This is a genomic window from Pedobacter nototheniae (assembly GCF_004335085.1).
GTDB lineage: Bacteria > Bacteroidota > Bacteroidia > Sphingobacteriales > Sphingobacteriaceae > Pedobacter > Pedobacter nototheniae.
This window is the reverse complement of sequence record NZ_RQRS01000010.1, coordinates 72103-95376: the sequence shown is the minus strand read 5'-3', so window position 1 is coordinate 95376 and position 23274 is coordinate 72103. Positions and strand designations below refer to the sequence as shown.

Here is a 23274-nt window from a genome sequence, read left to right as displayed (position 1 = left end):
AGGTAATTCAGTTTTTTTATATTTGGCGAAAAAAATATAAAAATGATTTCACACCACGTTTTATTCTGGCTAAAAGCCGATACCACTGCTGAACAAAAGAATGCATTTCGTAATGGTTTGCAAACACTAGAAAATATTGAAGTTGTTAAAACTTTTCATATCGGTACTCCAGCGCCAATTGAGCGTGCCGTTGTAGATACTACTTATACTTTTAGTTTGGTATTGTTTTTTGAAGATTTAGCAGCGCACGATGTTTATCAGGTGCACCCAATACATAAAGCATTTTTAGACGAGTTTCGTGAATTATTTGAGAAAGTAATTATTTACGACGCTCAATAAAAGTTAAAAGCCCTGTAAACGTTTTATGTTTGCAGGGCTTTTTTAATTATACGGATATTAAACTTTTTTAGGTGGCAAATCAAAAGCAATAGCCTCGTGTTCGAAATGGCCATTGTGTGCACCATCACAAAAAGGTTTATTTTTCGATAATCCACATCTACAGATAGAAAGCACCGTTCTGCCCTGTAATCCGTACGCATTTCCATTGCGATCTACGATTTCAAAATCACCCTCAATTTTTACCGATCCGTTATTATTTATCGTAAGTTTTGTTTTAGACATAAATTTGTTTTGTTAATAAGGCAAAACTAAGACAATGAACGAGAAGAAAGGAATCTCATTTCTATTTAGATACATTCTTGGAACATTCGGTAAAGGAATATATTTCTGGATTAAAAATATAAAACCAATTTATTAATACTTTTATTGCGTTAAACAAATTTGGCAACTTGCATACACTAAAATTTATTGTAAAAAACATAAGCATTTATTTGCTGTTATGCATCGCAACCTTTTTAATGTTAAAGGGAATTGTTCGCTATTATCCATTACAAGATAATATTGGTTTTTTACAATTTAAGCAAGATTATATTCACATCCTTTACTGGAAAATTGCTTTCTATATCCATGTATTCACCATTATATTTGCTTTATTAGCAGGTTTTACGCAGTTTTCTGATACAATTTTAAAGGAGTTTAAGCCTTTGCATCGAATAATGGGTAGAGTTTATGTAATAGATATTCTGCTCATAAATTTTCCAGCAACTTTTATTATGGCTATTTACGCTAACGGATTAATTCCTGGTAAAACAGCTTTTATTGTATTAGATTGTTTATGGTTTTGGTTTACACTGAAAGCTTTACTCGAAATTAAAAAGGGAAACATTAAGGCGCATAAAGAATATATGATAAGAAGTTATGCACTTACACTTTCTGCCGTTACACTAAGAGCATGGAAAATGGTGTTCTTAAATTTTGCAACTATTGATCCCCTCCATCTTTATATGATTAATGCCTGGTTGGGTTTTGTGCCAAATTTAATTTTTGCCGAATGGTTAATTAGAAAGAAGCGAAGAGCTTTATCTTTCAAATCGAATGTTAGCAAGGATCAGATATAGAATTGCAAAACCAATTAATATAAAGCTTACCACAAAAATTATAATACCAATTAGCATGGGATTAACGTTCCCTGCTTTTTTCAATTTCTTGTACGTAAAATAAGAAATCAAAAATGCGCCGAACGCAGCAATAATACATGGTATAATTAAAAGAAGCATCTTATTGTTTTTAGATTTAACTAAAGTAGTGATTTATTGCTGAATTTGATTATCAAATAGTTGAACTATTTTATAGATACAGAAACCAATTGGATAAGTAGGCGCTCTTTAATGTACAGATGTATTTATATAAATCCAGATCAAGAACAAAGCTAAATTTTAGGCATAAAAAAAGCACCAATCTGTTTTGATTGATGCTTTTTGTAGCCCGTAGGGGAATCGAACCCCTGTTTCCAGAATGAAAATCTGGCGTCCTCACCCCTAGACGAACGGGCCATTAAATTAGAGTGTCTTTCAACTCATTTTGGTAGCGGGGACACGACTCGAACGTGCGACCTTCGGGTTATGAGCCCGACGAGCTACCAACTGCTCCACCCCGCACTCTATACAACTCGTTTTACCTTAATGTTAAATCCTTAACAGTGTTTCCGAATTGGAATGCAAAGGTAGAATTATTTTTTAAAGATGCAAAGGTATTTGAAGAAAAAAATTAAGTTTTTTATTGGTTATTTATGAAAGCCTTGATAGCCAGTACAGTTTCTTCTGGTTCGCTAATGTGAGGATAGTGGCCGGTTGCATTAATTAGCTGTAAAGAATTATATGGCATATTCTCTTTTATATATTCTCCCGTAGAAATAGGAGAAATAATATCGTCCTTACTTTGCACGGTTAAACTTGGTACTTTCATTTCTTTCAATCTATCTCTATGATCGCAATTAAAGGTAGTCATGGCAAAAGCCAAAGCTATTTTGGGATCCATGGCTTCGAAGCTTTCTTGTAAAAAATCAGTAAGCTCTGGTCGCGATAAGTTTCCCATTACTGATGGGGGCATCGCTTTAGCCCAGCCTGTATAGTCTTCGGCCATAAAATTGAATAAGGCTTCTACTTCCTTGGTTTCAAAACCACCAAAATATTCTTTTTCATTTAAGTATTTTGGCGATGGGCCTATAAAAATCAGTTTGTCAAAAACTTCTGGCATTTGTAAAGCTGCAATCATTCCAATCATGCTACTTACTGAGTGCCCAATAAAAATAATATTACGAAGATTTAATGCATTTATAATGTCAATTACATCACAGGCATAACCTTCCAATGTAGAGTATTTGTGGTAATCATATTGGCTAATATCCGATTTTCCTGATCCAACGTAATCAAATAGAATGAGTTTATAATCATCAATAAAAGAGTTGCTTATAAACTTCCAGCTGTTTTGATCACAGCCAAAACCATGGGCAAAAAGAATAACCTTTGTGCCTTTGCCGATAATATTTACATGATTTCTTTTTAAGATAGAATCAATATCCAATGGGTATGATTCATTGTAAATAGCTTCTGAATTAATCATGCTATGATGTTATTTTTGATTGCCTGAAAATTGTTTGGTAGCGGTTACAAAAATATATAACAGCTTTATTTAGGCAAATTAAAATAATATAATTCAGATTTTATTTATTCAATTTGTTCAAGAATTAATGCCTTAACATTTGAATTAATCCCAAAGTAAAACCAATAATTGCCTGGAAGAGGGAGTAGGTGAAAATTACGAGAATACTTCTGAAGAATAATGCTTTTTTGCTATATCCAAAACCCGAAAAAAACTGGAAGTAGTACCAAAATCCATAAATAGTAATGGCTGGTGTTATTATCCAGAAATAAAAAAAAGTAAGTATTTTGATGTTGGAACAGAAAACAGCGAAAATACTGAAAATTAGAGCGATAACTAATTCTGAAGCTGCCTTATATGAGTTCAAAACTAAATTTTCAGAATAATTTAATCTTGACTTTCTAAACCATATAAAGCTAAAAAATGAATTAACGGGTATAGTAATTAATACCAATACTTTTGGGTATTTTGTTGCAAAATCTTCAAAAGTATTCATTATGCTTTTATTCTGGATAGGCATCAAATCAGCCAGTTTGATGTGCACATATGGTGATAAAAGACTGGATGCTGTTATAATTAAAAGTATTAACGTAACAAAACTAAAATAATTAGCCCTTTTGCCCTGAATAAATTCTCTAATACTATGCCCTGGCCTTGTAAAAAGTTCTTTTAAAGTAAAAGCAATTCCTTTGTCTACATGCCAAACCCCATGAATAAAATCATGTTCAACAAAATGTTTAATTGAATATCGGTGTGTGCTTGCTTTTTGCCCGCAATTTTGACAATAACTATCAAGTATGTGATGATTACAGTTTAAGCAATTATGTTCCATTTATAGATGAGATTATTGAAATTAATCGTTGTTTTAAAGCTGATATCTTGCCTATGAAAAAAATAATTTATCGCAAAAATGAAAACAAAAATATTCTCAAAGCCTACACTTTAGTGTAGATTTGTTATCAAGTTATTGCTGCAAATGACAAACAATATTAATTCAAGCCTACTTACTAAGAATAAGATTACGGCATTATCAGAAAGGGATTATCTTCAACAGCAACAATATTTAGAAGTTGTTAAATCTTTTGCAAGATTAACATATGAAAGTATATATGTTATTGATTATGAGAAGATGGCTTTTGAATATGTTTCAGAAAATCCATTGTTTTTGTGTGGATATTCTCCTGCAGAGGTATTAGAAATGGGTTATGAATTTTATTTTAAAAATGTTCCTAAACCTGATTTAGAGTTACTGAACTTAATTAATGAAGCTGGATTTGATTTCTTTAAGAAATTGCCAGCAAACGAAAAAATGCTGTACAGTATAGTTTATGATTTTCATCTGATTAATAAGGATGGTAAGCAGATGCTCATCAACCATAAACTTACTCCTTTATTTTTAACCAGTGATGATAAGATTTGGAAAGCCATGTGTATTGTTTCTATTTCACATCATAAAAATGCAGGTAATATTTTTATTCATAAACAGGGAACTGACGAAAGTTGGACGTTAAATATAGAAAGTAATACTTGGCGTAAATCAGAAAAACCCAAACTTACAAAAAGAGAGATAGAAGTACTTCGGTTGCATGCGCAGGGTTTAACAATTAATCAAATTGCCGAAAAAATATTTGTTACTTCTGATACGGTAAAGTATTATAGAAGACGAATTTTTGAGCGCTTGAGTGTAAATAGCATGGTAGAGGCTCTTTCTTATGCTGTTAATAATAAGATTATTTGATTTCGTTTTTGAATTATAATACTCTATTGGTAAATAATAATATTATTTCATATCAATTTTTTGATCTTAAAACTTAAAATTTACAACATATAATGAAGGCTTTAAAGCATTCATTATAACTAATGAAAAGAAGGTTTTTATTTTATTCTTATCTTTTTTGCTGTAATTCTAGCTTTAACTCCTTTAGCTGAATTTGAGCCTGTCTGTTTTCCAGATAGAAATAAATCGCTGTAGCTAAGAATATTTTGCCTAAAATAAAAACAGCAGCAAAAATCCATCTCCATGCTTTATGTATACGCATGTGGCTGGAAGACGATTCTACATTAATGTATTTTTCCTGGTCGTTATTATCTCCTTTTTCATAATTGGGCTTGCCAACTTGAAGTGCGTTTGGTTGGTGAAGCTGAATCTCATTGATTTCATTTTCAATGCGCTCTAAAATTCCTGGCGGGGGATTAATAGCCATGCTTTGTGCGAGCATTTCCATATCTAACTCTAGTTTTTCCAGGGCATCTCTAAACTCTGGATAAACCTCTTTATAGGCTAAAACTTTTTTAGTTTCATCATCGGTTGCAATACCCATAACATAGGTTTCCAATATACCGCTATCTATTAATGCTTTAATTTCCACGGGCTTTTCTTATTTGATCTAACGATGATTTTAATTCCTGGCGTATCGAACTTTCGTCTTGATTAAATATAGAAGCAAGATACGAAATTGATTTTCCATGATAATAAACCGCACAGAAAATTCTTCGCTGATTATCTGTTAATATACTTAGGTGCTGATCAGTATGGTTATCTGATGTTTTTATTTGAATTTCATTCGATGTTCCAGCTAACTTCTGTTTAGCAAAATCTCTTAACTCAAGCCAGGTACAATCAATTTGGTTAGTTTTATTTTGTTGTGTAGAAAAATCTGTAAAAATTTTCATAAGATATTCTTCGGATTTTTGACGATCCTGAACAATGCCATAAATATAGCCAAGTAGCATGGCTGCATATTTTTGGTAAATCAGCTGTACCTTGCCAAATGGCTTAGACAAAGTATGGTTTGAAGTTTTAAGCATTTAATCTTAATAAGGGATTGATTCAAAGATAAACCTCAATTTTAAAATATTGTTTATTTGAAGTAGAAAATTATAAATTTTTATACCATTCCAGTGTTAATAAGCTAAATTCGGATGCGCACTTTCTATTGAAATCTAATATTTACCATCCATAAAATTCCCATGCCTAATGGTGTCTACAAATAGTTGTACAAGTAACTAGCTTACTGTCGTCATTGATTTTGCTTATAGCATTTAGGAATATGATGATAACGGTAATTTAAAAAGTATAGACAGGGATTACTTTATGTTGTGAAGAACAATTTTATTAAGGATATTAATTATAACCATATAATTTTTTATCAACATATTGGTGATATTGTTTTTTGTATCAGGAAAGTTATATAAGTTTATCACTTGATAAGCAAAGAAAAAGATCTGTGTAATATGTCTTAATTAAAATTATCGGTCTGAAATCCAAGATAGATTGATATTTCTTAAAACAAGTTCACAATGACGATTTTATCTTTTAAGAAGAATTAAAAAGTTTCTAAGAATAACATAAAAAAACGATCTCAGGTATGAAAATTAAATTGATAGCCCTCAACCTCAATAAACTTGTTGTACTGGCAAATATTATACTTCCATTCTTTAGAAAGAAAATCACCTCCGGTTAAAACTTATTCATTTTAGAGGCATTCCTTATTATTATCTATCATTTATGTTTTGGTTTTATAAGCTAAAAAAATAGGGTAATTCAATCAATTGCTTTTGCTTTTTAATATTAGAAAAAGATACTTAAATCAGCTATAGATGTAAGCTAAGCTTTGAAATTAGTTGATTAAGTATGTAGGTAATGAAATCGGATAGATATAATTTTTTGGTTCGATAATGTTTTTGATGAAGATATTAAATTACCTTACTTATGCTTTTAAGGAATACAGTAAAGCTCATAAACACTTATCGGCTCTGCACTATGTAAAACAGGTAGAATAAAACGAATTCAATTGGGCGAATGAATAAGTTTTTACTTTTAAAAAACAGCAGAATTAACACCTCCTATCTTAAACAATTGGAGCGTAGGCTCCTCAATCTTGAAATAGAAAATAAGAACATAATCAATCAAACAATGAAAAAAATAATAATCTTTTTAGCTTTAATTCTGTGTTATTATAAAGGTTTTAGTCAGGTAACGCCGATTGCACCGCCCACTTATAAAAATATCAGAATCCAAAATCTTAACTCGCAAGGTGATTATACTCGGTGCTTAATATTGCTTCACGAAGCTTATGCTGGAACAATTATAGGTAATAATCATGCTATAGGTACCATTGTCGCTATGCGAGGAAGTGCAGTATCATGGAATCGATTAAATGTCGCAGAAATCAATACTTCTTCGGCGTATAATAGTAATGCGGGGAGTGTAAATTCTGTATATAATAATGCAGTTGCCTGGAAGCTGATGACCTGTATATATAAAGGTAAAAAATACCTGGCGCTTGATGTGCCTTACCAAGATTCCTATCACGATTTTGGTTATCATTTTACTGGATGGACGCAGTCTACAGGAGAAAATATGCTTGCTGTAGCTTATGAATTTGCTGGGCAGCCAGTAAACCAGGATGTACTTAGCAATATAGAAAACTTTGTTCCTAATCAGACAGAAGTTTACGATGCGGCAGTGGTTAGTATTTCTGGCGATGTAGGAATAGGTACAACAGTACCCAAGGAAAAACTTTCAGTGAATGGAAAAATACGTGCACATGAAGTTAAGGTAGAAATTTCGGGATGGCCTGATTATGTTTTTAAAAAAAATTATTCTTTACCAAGCTTGGAAGAAACAGAGCAGTACATTAAAGAAAAGGGGTACCTACCTGGCATGCCGTCCGCAAAAGAAGTTGAGCTCAATGGATTAGAACTGGGTGAAATGAATAAACGCTTATTGCAAAAAGTTGAAGAAATCACTCTTTACATGATTGAAATGAAGAAAGAAAATGCAATACTGAAGCAAGATGTTCAAATGCTTAAAAGTAAAATAAATAAGAGAAAGTTATAAAGTGGGCATTATCCGAAAAGTAGTGTGGGTATTTCGGCAAAATTGACCACCCATTCCTCGTTTAAACTTTAATCCGAATTTTGCTTTAAATTGACTATCTGTTTCGGTGCAAATTGGCTGTTCTGATTTTCCGATTAGCTTGCGGAGGTAACTTTTCAAAAAAAACTGAATTAGAGATAAATCCGGTAGTAGGGTGGATTAAAGCGAAGAGGTTGTAGGAAAATGGATTTGGATCCGAATTGTATAGTTGTTCGGAGTGAAAGCAGATTAGGTGTGAATCACCCTGTAATTTATATCAGATAATATTTGTTGTGCCACTGAAAACAAAAAAACCACTAACTTGCAACAAGTTAGTGGTTTTTATTATAAATGTAGCCCGTAGGGGAATCGAACCCCTGTTTCCAGAATGAAAATCTGGCGTCCTCACCCCTAGACGAACGGGCCATTAAATTAGAGTGTCTTTCAACTCATTTTGGTAGCGGGGACACGACTCGAACGTGCGACCTTCGGGTTATGAGCCCGACGAGCTACCAACTGCTCCACCCCGCACTCTATACAACTCGTTTTACCTTAATGTTAAATCCTTAACAGTGTTTCCGAATTGGAATGCAAAGATATAATTCGTTTCTTTGTACTGCAAATTTTTTTTAAAAAATATTTTAATGGCGCATAAAGCAGGTTTTGTAAGTATAATAGGTAAGCCAAATGTTGGTAAATCTACCCTCATGAATGTGCTTGTAGGAGAGCGGCTTAGCATAATAACGCCTAAAGCCCAAACCACAAGACACCGGATTTTAGGAATAGTAAATGAAGAAGATTATCAGATTGTTTTTTCTGATACACCCGGTATAATTAAGCCAAAATACAGTTTGCAAGAGAGTATGATGAGCTTTGTTAACGGATCTTTAACAGATGCTGATGTACTTTTATTTGTAACAGATATTAATGAGCAACACGATGAAGAAGATGTTTTAGAAAAATTATTAAATCGTGATATTCCAACAATTGTACTGATTAATAAAATTGATAAAGCATTACAAGAGCAGGTAGATGAAAAGATTGCTTATTGGCAGGAGAAATTAAATCCTGTTGCTATTTATGCAATATCTGCATTGCATAAACATAATGTTGATGGCTTGCTTGATAAAGTTTTAAGCATGTTGCCAGAGCATCCACCGTATTATGATAAAGAAGATTATACAGATCGTTCTGAACGTTTCTTTGTTTCTGAAATTATCCGCGAAAAAATATTTTTAAATTATCAGAAGGAAATCCCATACAGTACAGAAGTAATTGTAAAAAGCTTTAAAGAAGAAGAACTTCGGTCAGGAAAACCAGGCGATTTAATGATTAGAATTACTGCTGAAATTGTAGTAGAACGCGATTCTCAAAAAAATATCCTAATTGGAACTGCAGGTAAAATGCTTAAAAAAGTAGGTACAGAAGCGAGACTGGAAATTGAAAAGTTTTTAGGTAATAAAGTGTTTCTGGAGATGTTTGTTAAGGTAATTCCTGATTGGAGAAGCAAGAAGAATTACTTAAAAAGCTTTGGTTACGATAATTAAGCGTAAATTTGCAAAAAAACAGATGAACGGCTACAACGGTGCCTTCATTATTTAAAAATTAATTAATACACACAGTATAACGTTTCAACACAGCAACGTTCCAATAATACCAACCCATGAGTAATATTATCGCCATTGTAGGCAGGCCGAATGTCGGCAAATCGACCCTTTTTAACAGATTAACCGAAAGCCGTAAAGCTATTGTAGATGATATGAGCGGAGTAACCCGCGATAGGCATTATGGTGTTGGTGAATGGACAGACAGACAATTTACAGTAATTGATACTGGTGGTTACGTAGCAAATTCTGAAGATGTTTATGAAGCTGCTATTCGCGAGCAAGTAATGATTGCGATTGAAGAAGCAAGTGTATTAATCTTTATGGTTGATGTAACAACAGGCATCACCGATTTAGATGATGATATTGCTCAAGTACTTCGTCGTAGCAACAAGCCAGTTTTTGTAACTGCAAATAAAGTAGATAATACTGCTTTGCATAGCGAAATCAGCACTTTTTATGGTTTTGGTTTAGGGGAAGTTTTTCCTCTATCATCAATGACAGGTTCTGGAACTGGTGAATTATTGGATGAAGTAATTAAACATTTCGAAGATATTCCTGAGGAAGAAAATGCTTTACCTAAAATTACGATTGCTGGTCGCCCAAATGTGGGTAAATCTTCATTAGTAAATGCTTTAATTGGTAAAGAACGTAATATCGTTACGGCTAATGCAGGTACAACCCGCGATTCCATTAAAATACATTACAACCAGTTCGGTCACGAATTTATGTTGATTGATACAGCTGGATTACGTAAAAAAACAAAGGTTAAAGAAAATCTTGAATTCTATTCAGTAATGCGTACCATTAAAGCTTTGGAAGAGGCTGATGTAGTCGTTTTAATGATTGATGCGCAAGAAGGTATCGAAAGTCAGGATATTAACATTTTTCACTTAGCAGAAAAGAATAAAAAAGGTATCGTTATTTTGGTAAACAAATGGGATTTGATCGAAAAGAATACCCAAACCATGAAAGCATTCGAAGAGGAAATTCACGAACGTATTCGTCCTTTTACTGATGTGCCAATTGTATTTACCTCAGTGTTAAACAAGCAACGTATTTTCAAGGCAATTGAAGTTGCACTTGATGTTTATAAAAACCGTAGTAAGAAAATACCTACATCTAAATTAAATGATGTAATGCTGCCATTAATTGAGAAATTTCCACCGCCAGCATTAAAAGGTAAGCACATTAAAATTAAGTATATCACTCAAATTAATGCTACCTCACCAATGTTTGCATTTTTCTGCAATTTGCCACAATATATTAAAGATCCATACAAACGCTTTATTGAAAATAAACTAAGAGAAAACTTTGATTTTTCAGGTTCACCGATTCAAATTTTCTTCAGACAGAAATAGAGTGATTTTCTAAATTACTAAATAAGCAGGACTGGTATTCCATTTTGGAAAATCAGTCCTGCTTTTTGCGTTTATAGGCAAATTACTTTGTTGGGGCAAATAATTTTGAAGCGTCAGTTTCTTTTGCATAGAATCTTCTCTAAATTAAAAACATAATTAACTTTGCGGCATGCAAAATGAAGTTGTGGTTTTAAATAGTGAGGCGAAAGATATTGAAGTTATTTTCGAATTTTATGATATGGCTATTGCCCATCAAAAAAAGGTTTTTAATAAACATTGGCAAGGCTTCAGTCGGGATTTAGTTACCACAGAAATTGCAGAGAACAGGCAGTACAAAATATTAGTTGATGGACAGATTGCAGCTATTTTTGCCGTTACCTTTAACGATGAGCTAATCTGGAAAGAAAGAGATCACGATTCTATTTATATCCACCGTATTGTAACCCATCCAAATTTTAGGGGATATTCATTTGTAAAACGAATTATTGATTGGGCTAAAAAATATTCATCAGAAAATCACCTCAAATTTATCCGAATGGATACTTGGGCAGATAATGATAAACTTTTGGAATACTACACTGGCTGTGGTTTTGATTTTGCAGGTATGGTAGTTTTAACAGAATCTGAAGGTTTACCAAAACACTATGAAGGGATTAGCTTAAATCTTTTCGAAATCAAACTTTAGGTTTTATTTCAATAAAATTTGCCAGCTTAACATATCATCAACCTCACCAATACATATAAAGTGATTCTTTTCCAGGATGGAATAAGAAGCTATATTAACCTTTGTAGTTGCTGCGAAAATAGATTTTACCTCAGTTTGCTGCTTTGCCCATTCTATAATTCTTCCCACAGCCTCGGTCATAAATCCTCTTCCTCTAAAAGCTTTATAAGTTCCATAACCAATTTGTATCTCTCCATCCTGATCTGGTTTACCTACAAAGGAAATATCGCCTACAATGGCTTTTTCTTTTTTAGAAATAATAATCCAAAGTGTATCGTATAAATAATTTTTATCCCTATCGTTAATATTAGGTAAAACGGTTTCCTTTAAATCCTTTTGGAGCTGGCGGGAAATATTTTTAACAGAGGGCTTAAGCTTCAGCTCTTTTTCTAATGAATGATCATCTTTAATAAATTTTAAAAGTTGATTGTGCGTAAGAGGCTGCAGGACGAGGCGTTGACTTTCTATCATTTTATTAATCGGTAATCTGTATTCTAAAATACAAATTACCGTTATAAATTTTCTTGATTGTGAAATTAATAAACTTTAATAACCTGCCCTGTAATGATACCTAAAACACTTTTTTCAAAAGCTTTAACAACTTTATCCATGCTTACAGGTATTTCGCCAGGAAAAGAATCAAAGAATGAGGGGGAATCTTCAACCACGTTTGGACTAATGGCATTAATGCGAACACCATTTTCAAGTTCTGCTGATGCGGCATAAACAAAAGAATTTAATCCGCCGTTTATGGTGCTCAAAGCTGCGCCAGCTGCAATAGGATGGTCGGCCAATATGCCAGAAGTTAAACTAAATGAACCTCCTTTATTAATGTAGTGCTGGCCTATTAAAACTAAGTTTATTTGACCGAGTAATTTATCTAAAAGTCCGGTTTTTAATTGTTCGCCAGTCATTTCTTTTATGGTTGCAAAAGGACCACTACCAGATGTGCTGATTAAGGCATCGAACGGGCCAATTTTTTCAAACATTGCTTTAATGGATGCATCGTTTTTAATATCTACCTGTACGTCTCCGCGTGTATTGCCAACCCGAATAACTTCATGTTTTTGAGCAAAAGCATCAGATACTTTTTTACCAAGTGTGCCTGTTGCGCCAACAATAACTATTTTCATGCTAAATTATTTTAAATGATTTACTTAAAGTTATGATTGCTATAAAACATTAAGGTCATTTAAAAGTTTTAAATTCAATAACCTAAGCAACAACAGTAGTAGCTTCCAAATCATGAACGAATAGATCGATATGCTTTTTGGTTACATTTGGCATGCAAATAATGTGCGAACTCCCATTCTCCGCTGCAAGTTGCCATTTTTTACAAATTGTTGTCGAGGGCGTTGGGAAATTAACTGTAATTGCATTTGGATTGCGCCAGGCGGCAATTCCCATTTCTTTAAGCTTTGTTTCCGTATATTCTGCAATTTTAAGGCTGTGTATCGCTCTGCGTTTTAATCCATCCAAGCCAAGTCTTTTAATGGTATGCCACAAAAACAAAGGACTGTGACCGTTTCTAGAGCCTGTTATAGTTGTATCTACACTGCCGATATAAGCTACTGATCTAGCAATTCTATCCCGATTAGATTTTTTTGCTACAACTACCCCACAAGGCATCGGTGAACCAAAAAACTTGTGTCCGCTAATGGCTATGCTATCTGCACCATCTTCAAAATCGAAGGCAGGTCTGGGCTCAATTAAAGCGCTGTACGTACCAGATAGGGCAGCATCTGCATGGATATAATAATGTTGAATGGCTAATCTTTTAAGTATGGTTTTAATTTTAGCTACATCATCACGAGCCTCTGTCATAGTGGTGCCAATGTTTGCCATAATTATAACGGGCATGTGGCGATTCATCCTAATGGTGTGTTCCAAATCTTCGTAATCAATTTCTCCATTTTCTTGGGTTCTAATTACAATATTGGGCATATTTAGCAGGTGAAGGTTTTTTTGAACGCTGTAATGTGTTGCTTCAGAGTAGTATACCATGCCTTTGGGATGTAATTCTCTGGCAAGATATAAACCATATAAATTCCCTTCAGAGCCGCCGTTGGTTACATATCCCCACCAATTATCCGCGGGTGCTCTAAATAATTCTGCAAAAAATTGAACTACTTCTTTTTCAAGATCACGGGAGCCAACCCCATAGGTAGAGGTTACAAATGGATCTCCAAGATTATTCATTGGATATTTTAAAAACTCCGTTAAATCCTGATAATTAAAATCTTTAGAAACTGGATAGCCTAAAAATAGGCTAGTTTGCTCCTTAACTTTTTCAAGTAAGTCGCGTAATATTTCCTGATCTTTTATAGATAAATTATTGGCTTCCATATTTGTTTTATTGATTAACAAAGTTACGGAATCAAAATATAGTATCTTGTTTTGTTATTAAATTAGAATATTATATTGATTTTATTATTTATACTGCGCTTATGTTTTGTTTCGCGGATGTGATCTACAGGGTTTAGAATATTATATGTTGCAAAAATAAGTAAACCTTGCTTATTGGATGTTAGCAAGCGCCTGTTTAACGGCGTTATCGTTTTGGTTTACCGCTTTATAATAACCCACATCACCAAGATAATAGCGACAAAGTAAAGCTTTAAGGTCATTCTGAATAACATTTTTTGCACTGTATAGTTGCAAGCGATCTATCGCAACATTTTTGCGTTGTATAAAACCGATAAAATCTTTAAAGTCATTATCGTTAATGTTAAAAATGTTAATGTTTTGCTCTACAAAACTCGCACTATATTTATTAGTTAAAACATTAAAAACATAATCTGCCAATATCTTTTTGCTTACCAAATTACTATAAAACTTATTGTAACCTACTGTATCAAGTTTAACAAAAATATCTGGTCTGATGCCACCAATAATTTTTTGCTTAATCACTGGAGGGTTTGCTGCATCTGGTTTTTCTACAGAATCCTGAAATGAAGTACGATCGCCAGTCAGCTCTCCATCAGTCATACGATCATCTAACTCGTGTTTATAAGCATCATAACCTTTTTTGTAAGATTTCTGGATGCTTTTACCCGAGGGTGTATAATATCTGGCTATGGTTAAATTTAACGCAGAGCCATCGCCAAAAGCAAATTGCTCCTGTACTAACCCTTTCCCAAATGAGCGGCGACCAACAATAATACCTCTACCTAAATCCTGAATTGCGCCAGCAACAATTTCACTTGCTGAAGCCGTATTTTCATTAATTAAAACGGCTAGTTTTCCTTGTTGAAAAGCGCCCGTTCCAGTCGAAAAATAATCTGTACGCGGTTCGTGCTTCCCTTCTGTGTAAACAATTAACTTATTTTCAGGTAGAAATTGATCCGCCAAACCTGTTGCTGCACTAAAGTAACCGCCGCCATTATCTCGTAAATCCAGAATGAGTTTTTTCATCCCTTTTGATTTTAAATTTGCAGCTGCTGTCGCGAAATCGCTATCGGTATTTGCACCAAATTTGCTAATTCGCACGTAACCAGTTTCGTTATTAATCATATAAGCGGCATCAATACTGCTTATGTTTACCTTACCACGGGTTACCACCAATTTACTTGGCTGTAAACTTCCGCTGTGTAATAGAACTACCTTAACACCAGTTCCTGATTTTCCTCTAAAACGGCCTGTAATTTGGTCTTTAGGCAAGTTTCTTCCGCTAATTGCGGTACTATCGATTGTTAAAATTTTATCACCCAGTTTTATTCCGGCTTGGTAGGCTGGTCCATCCTTAACTACACTTGTTACCATCATAGTATCATTAAGCATGTAGTATTCAATGCCAACGCCTTCAAAATTCCCTTCCAAATTATCCTCCATATCCTGCGCATCAGTAGGCGGCAGGTAAACGCTGTGTGGATCTAATTGATGTAAAACACTATCTATCGGTAAATTGTGAAGCGAATCTGTATTAATGTCATCAACGTAGTTTTTGTTAATGATATGCAGGATTTCATCTAGTTTTTCAGAATTATTTGCCGCAAGCTGAGGGTTTTTTTGCACACCAAATCCCTGATCCTTTATGAATTTAATGCCTAGCACCATTCCAGTAATTAGAATGATTGAATAACTTAGGGCAATCAGAAGATTATTACGAGTGTTTTTTTTCATTAGCGACCATGCAAATTTATGAAAATTAGTGGGTTGATTAATTTTTTAACCCCATTTTCATGCATTTTGTTTCCATTTTTTAACATAATTTAACCGCGTAGCAAGCTTTGTTAAATTTTGGCTTGCATATTTTTGAATTTTTAAGGTAGTTTTTAGAAAGAATTTACCGAATTTTATCAAAATTATATTTATGAACAGAGTAACCGAGCAAGAATCTAACTACAATCACATTGACCAAATGTCGGTAATGGAAGTTCTGCAGGGCATTAATAACGAAGATAAAACTGTAGCCTATGCAGTTGAAAAATCTTTGCCTCAAATAGAAAAATTAACTTCGGCAGTAGCTGAAAGGATGAAAAAAGGCGGTCGTCTTTTTTATATAGGTGCCGGTACAAGCGGTAGGTTAGGCGTAGTTGATGCATCCGAATGTCCTCCAACTTATGGCGTTCCTTTTGATTGGGTTGTTGGCATTATCGCTGGTGGCGATACAGCTATTAGAAAAGCTGTAGAATTTGCTGAAGATGATGAGGAACAAGCCTGGAAAGATTTGCAAGAATTTAACATCAACGATAAAGATTGTTTAGTTGGTTTAGCAGCATCAGGTACTACACCTTATGTTGTTGGTGGTTTAAATACGGCACGTAAAAATGGTATTTTAACCGGTTGTATTGTATGCAATACTGGCGGTCCAATTGCTGCTGAATCCGATTTTCCTGTAGAAGTTGTAGTAGGACCTGAATTTGTAACTGGATCAACCCGTATGAAATCAGGAACAGCACAAAAGTTAGTTTTAAATATGCTGAGTACTACTGTAATGGTTCAATTAGGTAGAGTTGTTGGCAATAAAATGGTCGATATGCAGTTAACCAATAATAAATTGGTAGATCGTGGTACGCAAATGGTAATGGATGAGTTAAACATCGGTTACGATGAAGCCGCTAATTTATTAAACCAATACGGTAGCGTGCGTAGAGCGGTAGAAGCAGGACACATTAGCGAATAATATGAATAAATGAATGAGTGAATTTTGAATGATTAAAAGAAATGAATGAAAGAATTAGAGAGGGATTGAATTATATAATGATACCCCTGTCACATTCACTCATTCAAAACTCACTTATTCAAAATTCAACCATTCACTCATTCAATAATTAGAAAAAGCATGCATGAAATAGAGCCTTATTACCAATGGAGAGATGAATATATTTCGGCAGAAGATGAACGGTCGCCGTTTTTCAATACCGAATATTCAGAACTTTATTTTGATAAGCAGATTTATAATTTTCTATTGCATCCACAATGGGATGAGTTTGGCTCAAATACACTTTACATGAAAGTGCTTTTTGCTGATTACGACCGTGGTTATGCGATTATAGAATTTATTGGCGAATGGAACGATGCCATTAACAATGATATTATGTTGCTAAAACGTGATATTATTGAACTGATGATGGATGAAGGAATTAATAAATTTATTCTGATTGGTGAAAATGTATTAAATTTCCATGCATCAGATGATAGCTATTATGAAGAATGGTTTCAGGAAGTTGATGAAGGATGGATTGTTGGGGTTAACTTTAGCGAGCATGTAATTAGCGAGTTTAGAGAGAACAGTATCGATTATTACATTAACTTTGGTGGTGCGTTTGATAATATGCCATGGCGTACATTAAAACCTTTACAGTTCTTCAAAAAAGTTGAAGAATTGCTGACAAAAAGATTGAACTAAATATTTATTTTTATAATATTTAAATAACACAAATTAAAATGGAACAACAAAATTATCAATATCAAGACAATAGCATTTTCGTTCAGGGAAAATCTGCATCAAAGCGTTTCTTCGGAAATGTTTTCTTATGGATGTTTGTTGCATTGCTTGTTTCTACAGCTGCAGCATATTTTATTGCAACTACACCTGCTGTATTAAACTACCTTTTATCTTACAACCCGGCAACAGGTAAAGGTGGCTTTACTGTTTTAGGATACATCGCCATATTTGCACCTCTTGGACTAGTCTTTTTAATGGGAGCGGGTATGCAAAGAATGTCTTATCAAGCACTTGTTGGCGTATTTATTCTATATTCTATTCTTACAGGCGTAATGCTAAGTTTTATATTGTTAACTTATTCATTACCATCAATAGCAATTAGTTTTGGTGCTGCTGCAGCAATATTTGCTGTAATGGCAATAATGGGGTACACTACAGATACGGATTTAAGTAAATTTGGACCTATATTACTTGCTGGAGTAATTGGTTTGGTTATCATCAGTGTAATTAATATGTTTTTAGGTAGTTCTACTTTGGGATATATAATGGGATTCTTTGGTGTGGCTATTTTTACTGCTTTAACCGCTTATAAAGTTCAAGAGCTTAAAAGAATTGGAGAAGGACTTGATGAAAATGGAAATACACTTGACGTGAATGATAGTAAAAAGTTAGCTATTATGGGCGCCTTATCTCTTTACATTACATTTATCAATTTATTCTTATCGTTACTTCGTCTTTTTGGAAACAGAAGATAGTTGATAAAAACAGAACAATATTCTTAAGGCCGTGCAGTTTTGCATGGCCTTTGTAATTTTATTTGGTAACAAGGCGATAATTTTTGGAATTGATGTTGCTTTGTTGCATTTTTGTATGCTTATTAAGAAAGACGGAGGGATTAGACCCAACGAAGTCTTAGCAACCTGTGCCAACAAGGTGCTAAATTCTATTCCTGATTATATCAGGAGAAAGATAAGTTTAGGAAGTACAATCGTGTACCTGCTTTTTAAATAAGCCATTTTTGGAGATGTAAATCGTTAGTCGAGAGATATTATAATCTTGTCGTTTTCATTTTACAGCTCACATTTTACAAAACAAATGAGCATAAGAGAAGAATTAGAAAAGCGTATTTTAGTAATTGATGGAGCAATGGGCACCATGATTCAGCGCTATACATTAACCGAAGAAGATTTTAGAGGGGAACGCTTTAAAGATCACACTTGTGATGTTAAGGGCAATAACGACTTACTGAATTTAACCCGTCCGGATATTATTAAAACCATCCACCTTGAATATTTAAGTTCAGGTGCCGATATTATAGAAACCAATACCTTTAGTACCCAGCGCATTTCCATGGCCGATTACCAAATGGAAGAACTGAGTTACGAATTAAGTTACGAAGGTGCCAGAATAGCAAAGGAAGCAACTGCTGAATTTATGGCACAACACCCTGATCGGAAATGTTTTGTTGCCGGGGCAGTTGGCCCAACAAACCGTACTTTATCTCTATCACCTGATGTAAACGATCCGGGTTTTAGAGCAATTAGTTACGATGAACTTTTTGACGCTTACTATGAACAAGTTCGTGGTTTGGTTGATGGTGGATCTGATGTACTTTTAATAGAAACTATTTTCGATACGTTAAACGCCAAAGTAGCCATAGCGGCAATAAAAAAATACGAAGAAATTGTTGGTCGTAAGCTCGAAATTATGATTTCGGGAACGATTACCGATGCTTCGGGAAGAACACTTTCAGGCCAAACGGCAGAAGCTTTCTTAAATTCAGTTATTCATGCAAAACCATTAAGTATAGGCTTTAACTGTGCTTTGGGTGCAAAAGATATGCGTCCGCACATTGAAGAACTTTCTGCCAAGGCAGGCTGTTATGTATCAGCTTATCCAAATGCAGGTTTGCCGAATGAATTTGGTGCTTATGATGAGCAGCCGCATGAAACAGCACATTTAGTTGATGACTTTATTAATTCTGGTTTTGTAAATATTGTAGGTGGTTGTTGTGGCACCACGCCAGAGCATATTGGTTGTATTGCAGCTAATGCTCGTAAATCTGCTCCACGCAAAATCCCTACCCTTGCGCCTTACATGCGCCTTAGCGGTTTAGAACCCGTAACCATTACCCCCGAAAGTATTTTTGTAAACATTGGTGAGCGTACCAATATTACCGGATCTCCTAAGTTTTCTAAACTTATTTTAAGTGGTGATTATGAAGCTGCATTAGCCGTTGCCCGCCAACAGGTTGAAGGTGGTGCCCAAATTATCGATGTAAATATGGATGAGGGGATGCTTGATTCAGAGGCTGCAATGACTAAGTTTTTAAATTTGATTGCTTCTGAACCCGACATTTCAAAATTGCCAATCATGGTCGATTCCTCTAAATGGAGCGTAATTGAATGTGGTTTAAAGTGCCTGCAAGGTAAAGGTATTGTAAACTCAATTTCCTTAAAAGAAGGTGAAGAGAAGTTTAAGGAAAGTGCCCGTAAAATTATGATTTATGGCGCTGCCGTTGTTGTTATGGCATTTGATGAACAAGGCCAGGCTGATAATTACGAACGCCGTACAGAAATATGTAAAAGAAGTTATGATATTTTGGTTAATGAGGTGGGCTTCCCAGCAGAAGATATCATTTTCGATCCGAATATTTTAACTGTAGCAACTGGCTTAGAAGAGCACAATAACTATGCTGTCGATTTTATAAACGCTACCCGGTGGATTAAAGAAAACCTGCCACACGCTAAAGTTAGTGGTGGTGTATCCAATATCTCTTTTTCTTTTAGAGGAAATAATACCGTACGAGAAGCCATGCACTCGGCTTTTCTTTACCACGCAATACAAGCCGGCTTAGATATGGGTATTGTTAATGCAGGTATGTTGGAAGTATATCAGGAAATTCCGCCAGAATTATTAGAAAGAGTAGAAGATGTGCTTTTAAACCGCAGGGATGATGCAACCGAACGCTTGGTAGAATTTGCTGAAACTGTAAAATCCAAAGGCAAAGAAGTTGTAAAAGATGAAGAATGGCGTAAAGGAACAGTTCAAGAGCGGTTATCGCATGCATTGGTTAAGGGTTTGATTGAATATCTTGATGATGATGTTGAAGAAGCACGACAGGTTTATCAGCGGCCAATACAGGTGATTGAAGGACCTTTAATGGACGGAATGAACATTGTTGGTGATTTATTTGGTGCCGGAAAAATGTTTCTTCCTCAAGTGGTAAAATCTGCCAGGGTAATGAAAAAAGCAGTTGCCTATTTATTGCCTTTTATTGAGCAAGAAAAATTAGATAATCCCGATCAGGATCAAAATTCTTCTGCCGGAAAAGTATTAATGGCTACTGTAAAAGGTGATGTACACGACATTGGAAAAAACATTGTTGGTGTTGTTTTGGCCTGTAATAATTTTGAAGTTATCGATATGGGCGTAATGGTTCCTGCTCAGGATATCATTAAAAAAGCTAAAGAAATTAATGCAGATATTATTGGTTTAAGTGGCTTAATTACGCCATCACTGGATGAAATGGTACACTTTGCCAAAGAAATGGAACGCGAAGGGTTTACCATTCCTTTAATTATTGGAGGAGCTACCACTTCAAGAATCCACGCTGCAGTAAAGGTTGCGCCAAATTATTCTGGTCCGGCTATTCACGTTTTAGATGCATCCAGAAGTGTTACGGTTTGCAGTACTTTAATGAATGGCGAAACCAGAGATACTTACATCAGGCAGATAAAAGAAGAATACGAAAAAGCCCGCGAAGCACATTTAAACAAACGTTCTGATAAGCGTTTTAAAACCATTGCAGAAGCCCGCGAGCATAAATTTAAAATAGATTTTGAACCAAATCTTCCTGTACCTGAGTTTACCGGGACAAGAGTTTTTGATCATTACCCGCTGGAAGAATTAGTTCCATATATAGATTGGACACCGTTTTTTCATACTTGGGAACTTCGTGGAAGTTATCCTAAAATATTTGATGATAAGAATGTTGGCGATGAGGCTAAAAAACTTTTCGATGATGCACAGCAACTCCTAAAAAGGGTGCTTGATGAAAAGTTATTTACCGCAAGAGGTGTTATCGGTTTCTGGCCTGCAAATTCTGTAGGAGACGATATTCAGTTAACAGTTAACAGTTCGCAACAGGAAATTGAAAACTCAAAACCAGTTACTATACATACGCTTCGCCAGCAGGCAGAAAAAGTTGATGGACAGCCTTATTATGCGTTATCAGATTTTATCGCACCAAAAGAAAGTGGAATACAAGATTATTTTGGTGGTTTTGCGGTAACAACAGGTATTGGAGTTGATGAATTGGTTGCTGAGTTTGAGACAAACCATGATGACTACAACAGTATTATGGCAAAAGCATTGGCTGATCGTTTAGCTGAAGCTTTTGCAGAGCGTATGCATGAGCGTGTACGTAAAGAGTTTTGGGGTTATGCAAAGGAAGAACAATTAAGCAATCAAGAATTAATTAAAGAAGAATATGCAGGTATTCGCCCTGCTCCAGGTTATCCGGCCTGCCCTGAACATACTGAAAAAGGAACTTTATTCGAATTGCTTGATGCAGAAAATAAAATAGGATTACGCCTTACCGAAAGTTATGCCATGTATCCAACCGCAGCAGTTAGTGGGTTTTACTTCGCACATCCTCAATCTCGATATTTTGGGTTGGGAAAAATTACTAAAGATCAAATTGACGATTACGCTGTTAGAAAAGGAATGTCGGTTGAGGAAGTAGAACGATGGTTAAGTCCAAATTTAGCCTATTAAGATTTATAAATAAGAAACCAAACTAAAAACCCCTTTTGGGTTATGAAAATTACAGACCATATAAAAAATTCTGAGGGCAAAACCCTTTTCTCCTTCGAACTTTTGCCACCCGTAAAAGGGAAAAGCATTGATGAAATTTATAAAGCGATTGATCCATTAATGGAGTTTAATCCACCTTTTATAGATGTAACGTATCATAGAGAGGATTTTATTTATAAGCAACATGATAGTGGCCTGCTCGAAAAAGTTTCTTACCGCAAGCGCCCGGGTACAGTAGCAATTTGTGCAGCAATTATGAACCGCTACAAGGTTGATGCGGTACCTCATTTAATTTGTGGAGGTTTTACTAAAGAAGAAACTGAAAATGCGTTAATCGATTTGCAATTTTTGGGAATTGATAATGTTTTGGTTTTACGTGGCGATGCCCGCCACGCAGATTCATCTTTCGTGCCTACGCCTGGCGGACATTCATTTGCTTCAGATTTGCTTCAACAGGTTACAGATATGAATAATGGACATTATTTGCACGAAGATCATGAGGCTTTTAAAACCGATTTTTGTATCGGCGTTGCCGGATATCCCGAAAAACATTTTGAAGCACCAAATTTGAAAACTGATTTCAAATATCTAAAGAAAAAAATAGAAATGGGTGCAGAATTTATTGTTACCCAGATGTTTTTTGATGTGCAGAAGTATGTTGATTTTGTGAAACTTTGTCGCGAAAACGATATTCATGTGCCCATAATTCCAGGTTTAAAACCAATTACATCATCAAAGCAATTAATTAGTTTACCTAAAATTTTTCACCTTGATTTACCTGATGAATTAAGTGAGGCCGTACATGCATGTAAAAATGAAAAAGATGTAAAAGAGGTGGGTATTGAATGGATGATTGAGCAATGTAAAGAGTTGATTAAAGTTGGTGCTCCCGTGCTCCACTTTTACACCATGAGTAACCCAGAACCAACAAAACGAATAGCAAAAGCAATATTTTAACAGCTACCGCAAGCGTCCTCGCTTGTGGCAAAAAGTAGTGTAAAACATGCTATAATAGA

General features: G+C 34.7%; 21 protein-coding genes, 4 tRNA genes and 1 riboswitch. Of the genes, 12 read left to right on the top strand and 13 right to left on the bottom strand.

Going from position 1 to position 23274, the window contains the following annotated elements; translation table 11 throughout:
- The first annotated feature begins 42 nt into the window (after nt 1–42).
- Entirely contained in the window at nt 43–339 is a 297-nt protein-coding gene (locus EHC72_RS10610; RefSeq protein ID WP_131537669.1) for a Dabb family protein, read from the top strand.
- 57 nt (nt 340–396) lie between these two features.
- On the opposite strand, the gene EHC72_RS10605 is transcribed toward EHC72_RS10610, so the two are convergent.
- On the bottom strand, nt 397–621 hold the full coding sequence (locus EHC72_RS10605; RefSeq protein ID WP_109924188.1) for a CDGSH iron-sulfur domain-containing protein: 225 nt from the start codon (nt 619–621) through the stop codon (nt 397–399).
- Between the two features lie 236 nt (nt 622–857).
- Here EHC72_RS10605 and EHC72_RS10600 point away from each other — a divergent pair, with 236 nt between their 5' ends.
- Nucleotides 858–1457, top strand: coding sequence for a DUF2306 domain-containing protein (locus EHC72_RS10600; protein ID WP_131537668.1), 600 nt, complete (start codon nt 858–860; stop codon nt 1455–1457).
- A gap of 363 nt (nt 1458–1820) precedes the next feature.
- On the opposite strand, the gene EHC72_RS10595 is transcribed toward EHC72_RS10600, so the two are convergent.
- The 4 genes from EHC72_RS10595 to EHC72_RS10580 all read right to left on the bottom strand — a co-directional run bounded on the left by EHC72_RS10595 (nt 1821) and on the right by EHC72_RS10580 (nt 3832).
- Nucleotides 1821–1892, bottom strand: a tRNA-Glu gene (locus tag EHC72_RS10595).
- A 29-nt stretch (nt 1893–1921) separates the two neighbouring features.
- Nucleotides 1922–1997, bottom strand: a tRNA-Met gene (locus tag EHC72_RS10590).
- A 118-nt stretch (nt 1998–2115) separates the two neighbouring features.
- Nucleotides 2116–2961, bottom strand: coding sequence for an alpha/beta fold hydrolase (locus EHC72_RS10585; protein ID WP_246029420.1), 846 nt, complete (start codon nt 2959–2961; stop codon nt 2116–2118).
- Between the two features lie 124 nt (nt 2962–3085).
- Nucleotides 3086–3832, bottom strand: a complete 747-nt coding sequence (locus EHC72_RS10580; protein WP_131537667.1) for a DUF3667 domain-containing protein — start codon at nt 3830–3832, stop codon at nt 3086–3088.
- A gap of 144 nt (nt 3833–3976) precedes the next feature.
- Here EHC72_RS10580 and EHC72_RS10575 point away from each other — a divergent pair, with 144 nt between their 5' ends.
- Nucleotides 3977–4738: a response regulator transcription factor gene (locus tag EHC72_RS10575; protein WP_131537666.1), complete on the top strand. Its 762-nt coding sequence runs from the start codon at nt 3977–3979 to the stop codon at nt 4736–4738.
- 148 nt (nt 4739–4886) lie between these two features.
- Here the strand turns inward: EHC72_RS10575 and EHC72_RS10570 are convergent, their stop codons facing one another.
- A complete protein-coding gene (locus EHC72_RS10570; RefSeq protein ID WP_131537665.1) occupies nt 4887–5369 on the bottom strand; it encodes a hypothetical protein in 483 nt (160 codons plus the stop codon).
- Entirely contained in the window at nt 5359–5808 is a 450-nt protein-coding gene (locus EHC72_RS10565; protein WP_131537664.1) for a sigma-70 RNA polymerase sigma factor region 4 domain-containing protein, read from the bottom strand. The genes EHC72_RS10570 and EHC72_RS10565 overlap by 11 nt, the downstream gene beginning before the upstream one ends.
- Nucleotides 5809–6916: 1108 nt before the next feature.
- Here EHC72_RS10565 and EHC72_RS10560 point away from each other — a divergent pair.
- On the top strand, nt 6917–7843 hold the full coding sequence (locus tag EHC72_RS10560; RefSeq protein ID WP_131537663.1) for a tail fiber protein: 927 nt from the start codon (nt 6917–6919) through the stop codon (nt 7841–7843).
- A 372-nt stretch (nt 7844–8215) separates the two neighbouring features.
- Here the strand turns inward: EHC72_RS10560 and EHC72_RS10555 are convergent.
- Nucleotides 8216–8287 (bottom strand) — tRNA-Glu (locus EHC72_RS10555).
- A gap of 29 nt (nt 8288–8316) precedes the next feature.
- Nucleotides 8317–8392 (bottom strand) — tRNA-Met (locus EHC72_RS10550).
- A gap of 113 nt (nt 8393–8505) precedes the next feature.
- Here EHC72_RS10550 and era point away from each other — a divergent pair.
- From era to EHC72_RS10535, 3 genes are all read left to right on the top strand, one after another.
- A complete protein-coding gene (era, locus tag EHC72_RS10545; RefSeq protein ID WP_131537662.1) occupies nt 8506–9408 on the top strand; it encodes a GTPase Era in 903 nt (300 codons plus the stop codon).
- 116 nt (nt 9409–9524) lie between these two features.
- Complete coding sequence (gene der, locus EHC72_RS10540) at nt 9525–10826, top strand: ribosome biogenesis GTPase Der (RefSeq protein ID WP_131537661.1); 1302 nt, start codon at nt 9525–9527, stop codon at nt 10824–10826.
- 169 nt (nt 10827–10995) lie between these two features.
- Nucleotides 10996–11511 (top strand): GNAT family N-acetyltransferase, encoded by a 516-nt coding sequence (locus EHC72_RS10535; RefSeq protein WP_131537660.1) that lies wholly within the window; start codon nt 10996–10998, stop codon nt 11509–11511.
- 3 nt (nt 11512–11514) lie between these two features.
- Here the strand turns inward: EHC72_RS10535 and EHC72_RS10530 are convergent, their stop codons facing one another.
- The 4 genes from EHC72_RS10530 to EHC72_RS10515 all read right to left on the bottom strand — a co-directional run bounded on the left by EHC72_RS10530 (nt 11515) and on the right by EHC72_RS10515 (nt 15672).
- Nucleotides 11515–12021, bottom strand: coding sequence for a GNAT family N-acetyltransferase (locus EHC72_RS10530; protein WP_131537659.1), 507 nt, complete (start codon nt 12019–12021; stop codon nt 11515–11517).
- Nucleotides 12022–12086: 65 nt separating this feature from the next.
- Entirely contained in the window at nt 12087–12683 is a 597-nt protein-coding gene (locus EHC72_RS10525; protein WP_131537658.1) for a short chain dehydrogenase, read from the bottom strand.
- A gap of 82 nt (nt 12684–12765) precedes the next feature.
- Nucleotides 12766–13896: a histidine decarboxylase gene (locus EHC72_RS10520; RefSeq protein ID WP_131537657.1), complete on the bottom strand. Its 1131-nt coding sequence runs from the start codon at nt 13894–13896 to the stop codon at nt 12766–12768.
- A gap of 171 nt (nt 13897–14067) precedes the next feature.
- Nucleotides 14068–15672 carry a S41 family peptidase gene (locus tag EHC72_RS10515; RefSeq protein ID WP_131537656.1) on the bottom strand — a complete coding sequence of 535 codons (1605 nt, stop codon included), beginning with the start codon at nt 15670–15672 and terminating at the stop codon, nt 14068–14070.
- Nucleotides 15673–15862: 190 nt separating this feature from the next.
- Between EHC72_RS10515 and murQ the strand changes: the two genes are divergently transcribed.
- The 5 genes from murQ (at nt 15863) to metF (ending at nt 23215) form a co-directional block, all read left to right on the top strand.
- Nucleotides 15863–16675 (top strand): N-acetylmuramic acid 6-phosphate etherase, encoded by an 813-nt coding sequence (gene murQ / locus EHC72_RS10510; protein WP_131537655.1) that lies wholly within the window; start codon nt 15863–15865, stop codon nt 16673–16675.
- 159 nt (nt 16676–16834) lie between these two features.
- A complete protein-coding gene (locus EHC72_RS10505; RefSeq protein ID WP_131537654.1) occupies nt 16835–17401 on the top strand; it encodes a hypothetical protein in 567 nt (188 codons plus the stop codon).
- Nucleotides 17402–17439: 38 nt separating this feature from the next.
- Nucleotides 17440–18195: a Bax inhibitor-1/YccA family protein gene (locus tag EHC72_RS10500; RefSeq protein ID WP_131537653.1), complete on the top strand. Its 756-nt coding sequence runs from the start codon at nt 17440–17442 to the stop codon at nt 18193–18195.
- 116 nt (nt 18196–18311) lie between these two features.
- A riboswitch (SAM riboswitch) is annotated at nt 18312–18416 on the top strand.
- Nucleotides 18417–18535: 119 nt separating this feature from the next.
- Entirely contained in the window at nt 18536–22219 is a 3684-nt protein-coding gene (metH, locus tag EHC72_RS10495) for a methionine synthase (RefSeq protein WP_131537652.1), read from the top strand.
- Nucleotides 22220–22261: 42 nt separating this feature from the next.
- Entirely contained in the window at nt 22262–23215 is a 954-nt protein-coding gene (metF, locus tag EHC72_RS10490; RefSeq protein ID WP_131537651.1) for a methylenetetrahydrofolate reductase [NAD(P)H], read from the top strand.
- Nucleotides 23216–23274: the final 59 nt, after the last annotated feature.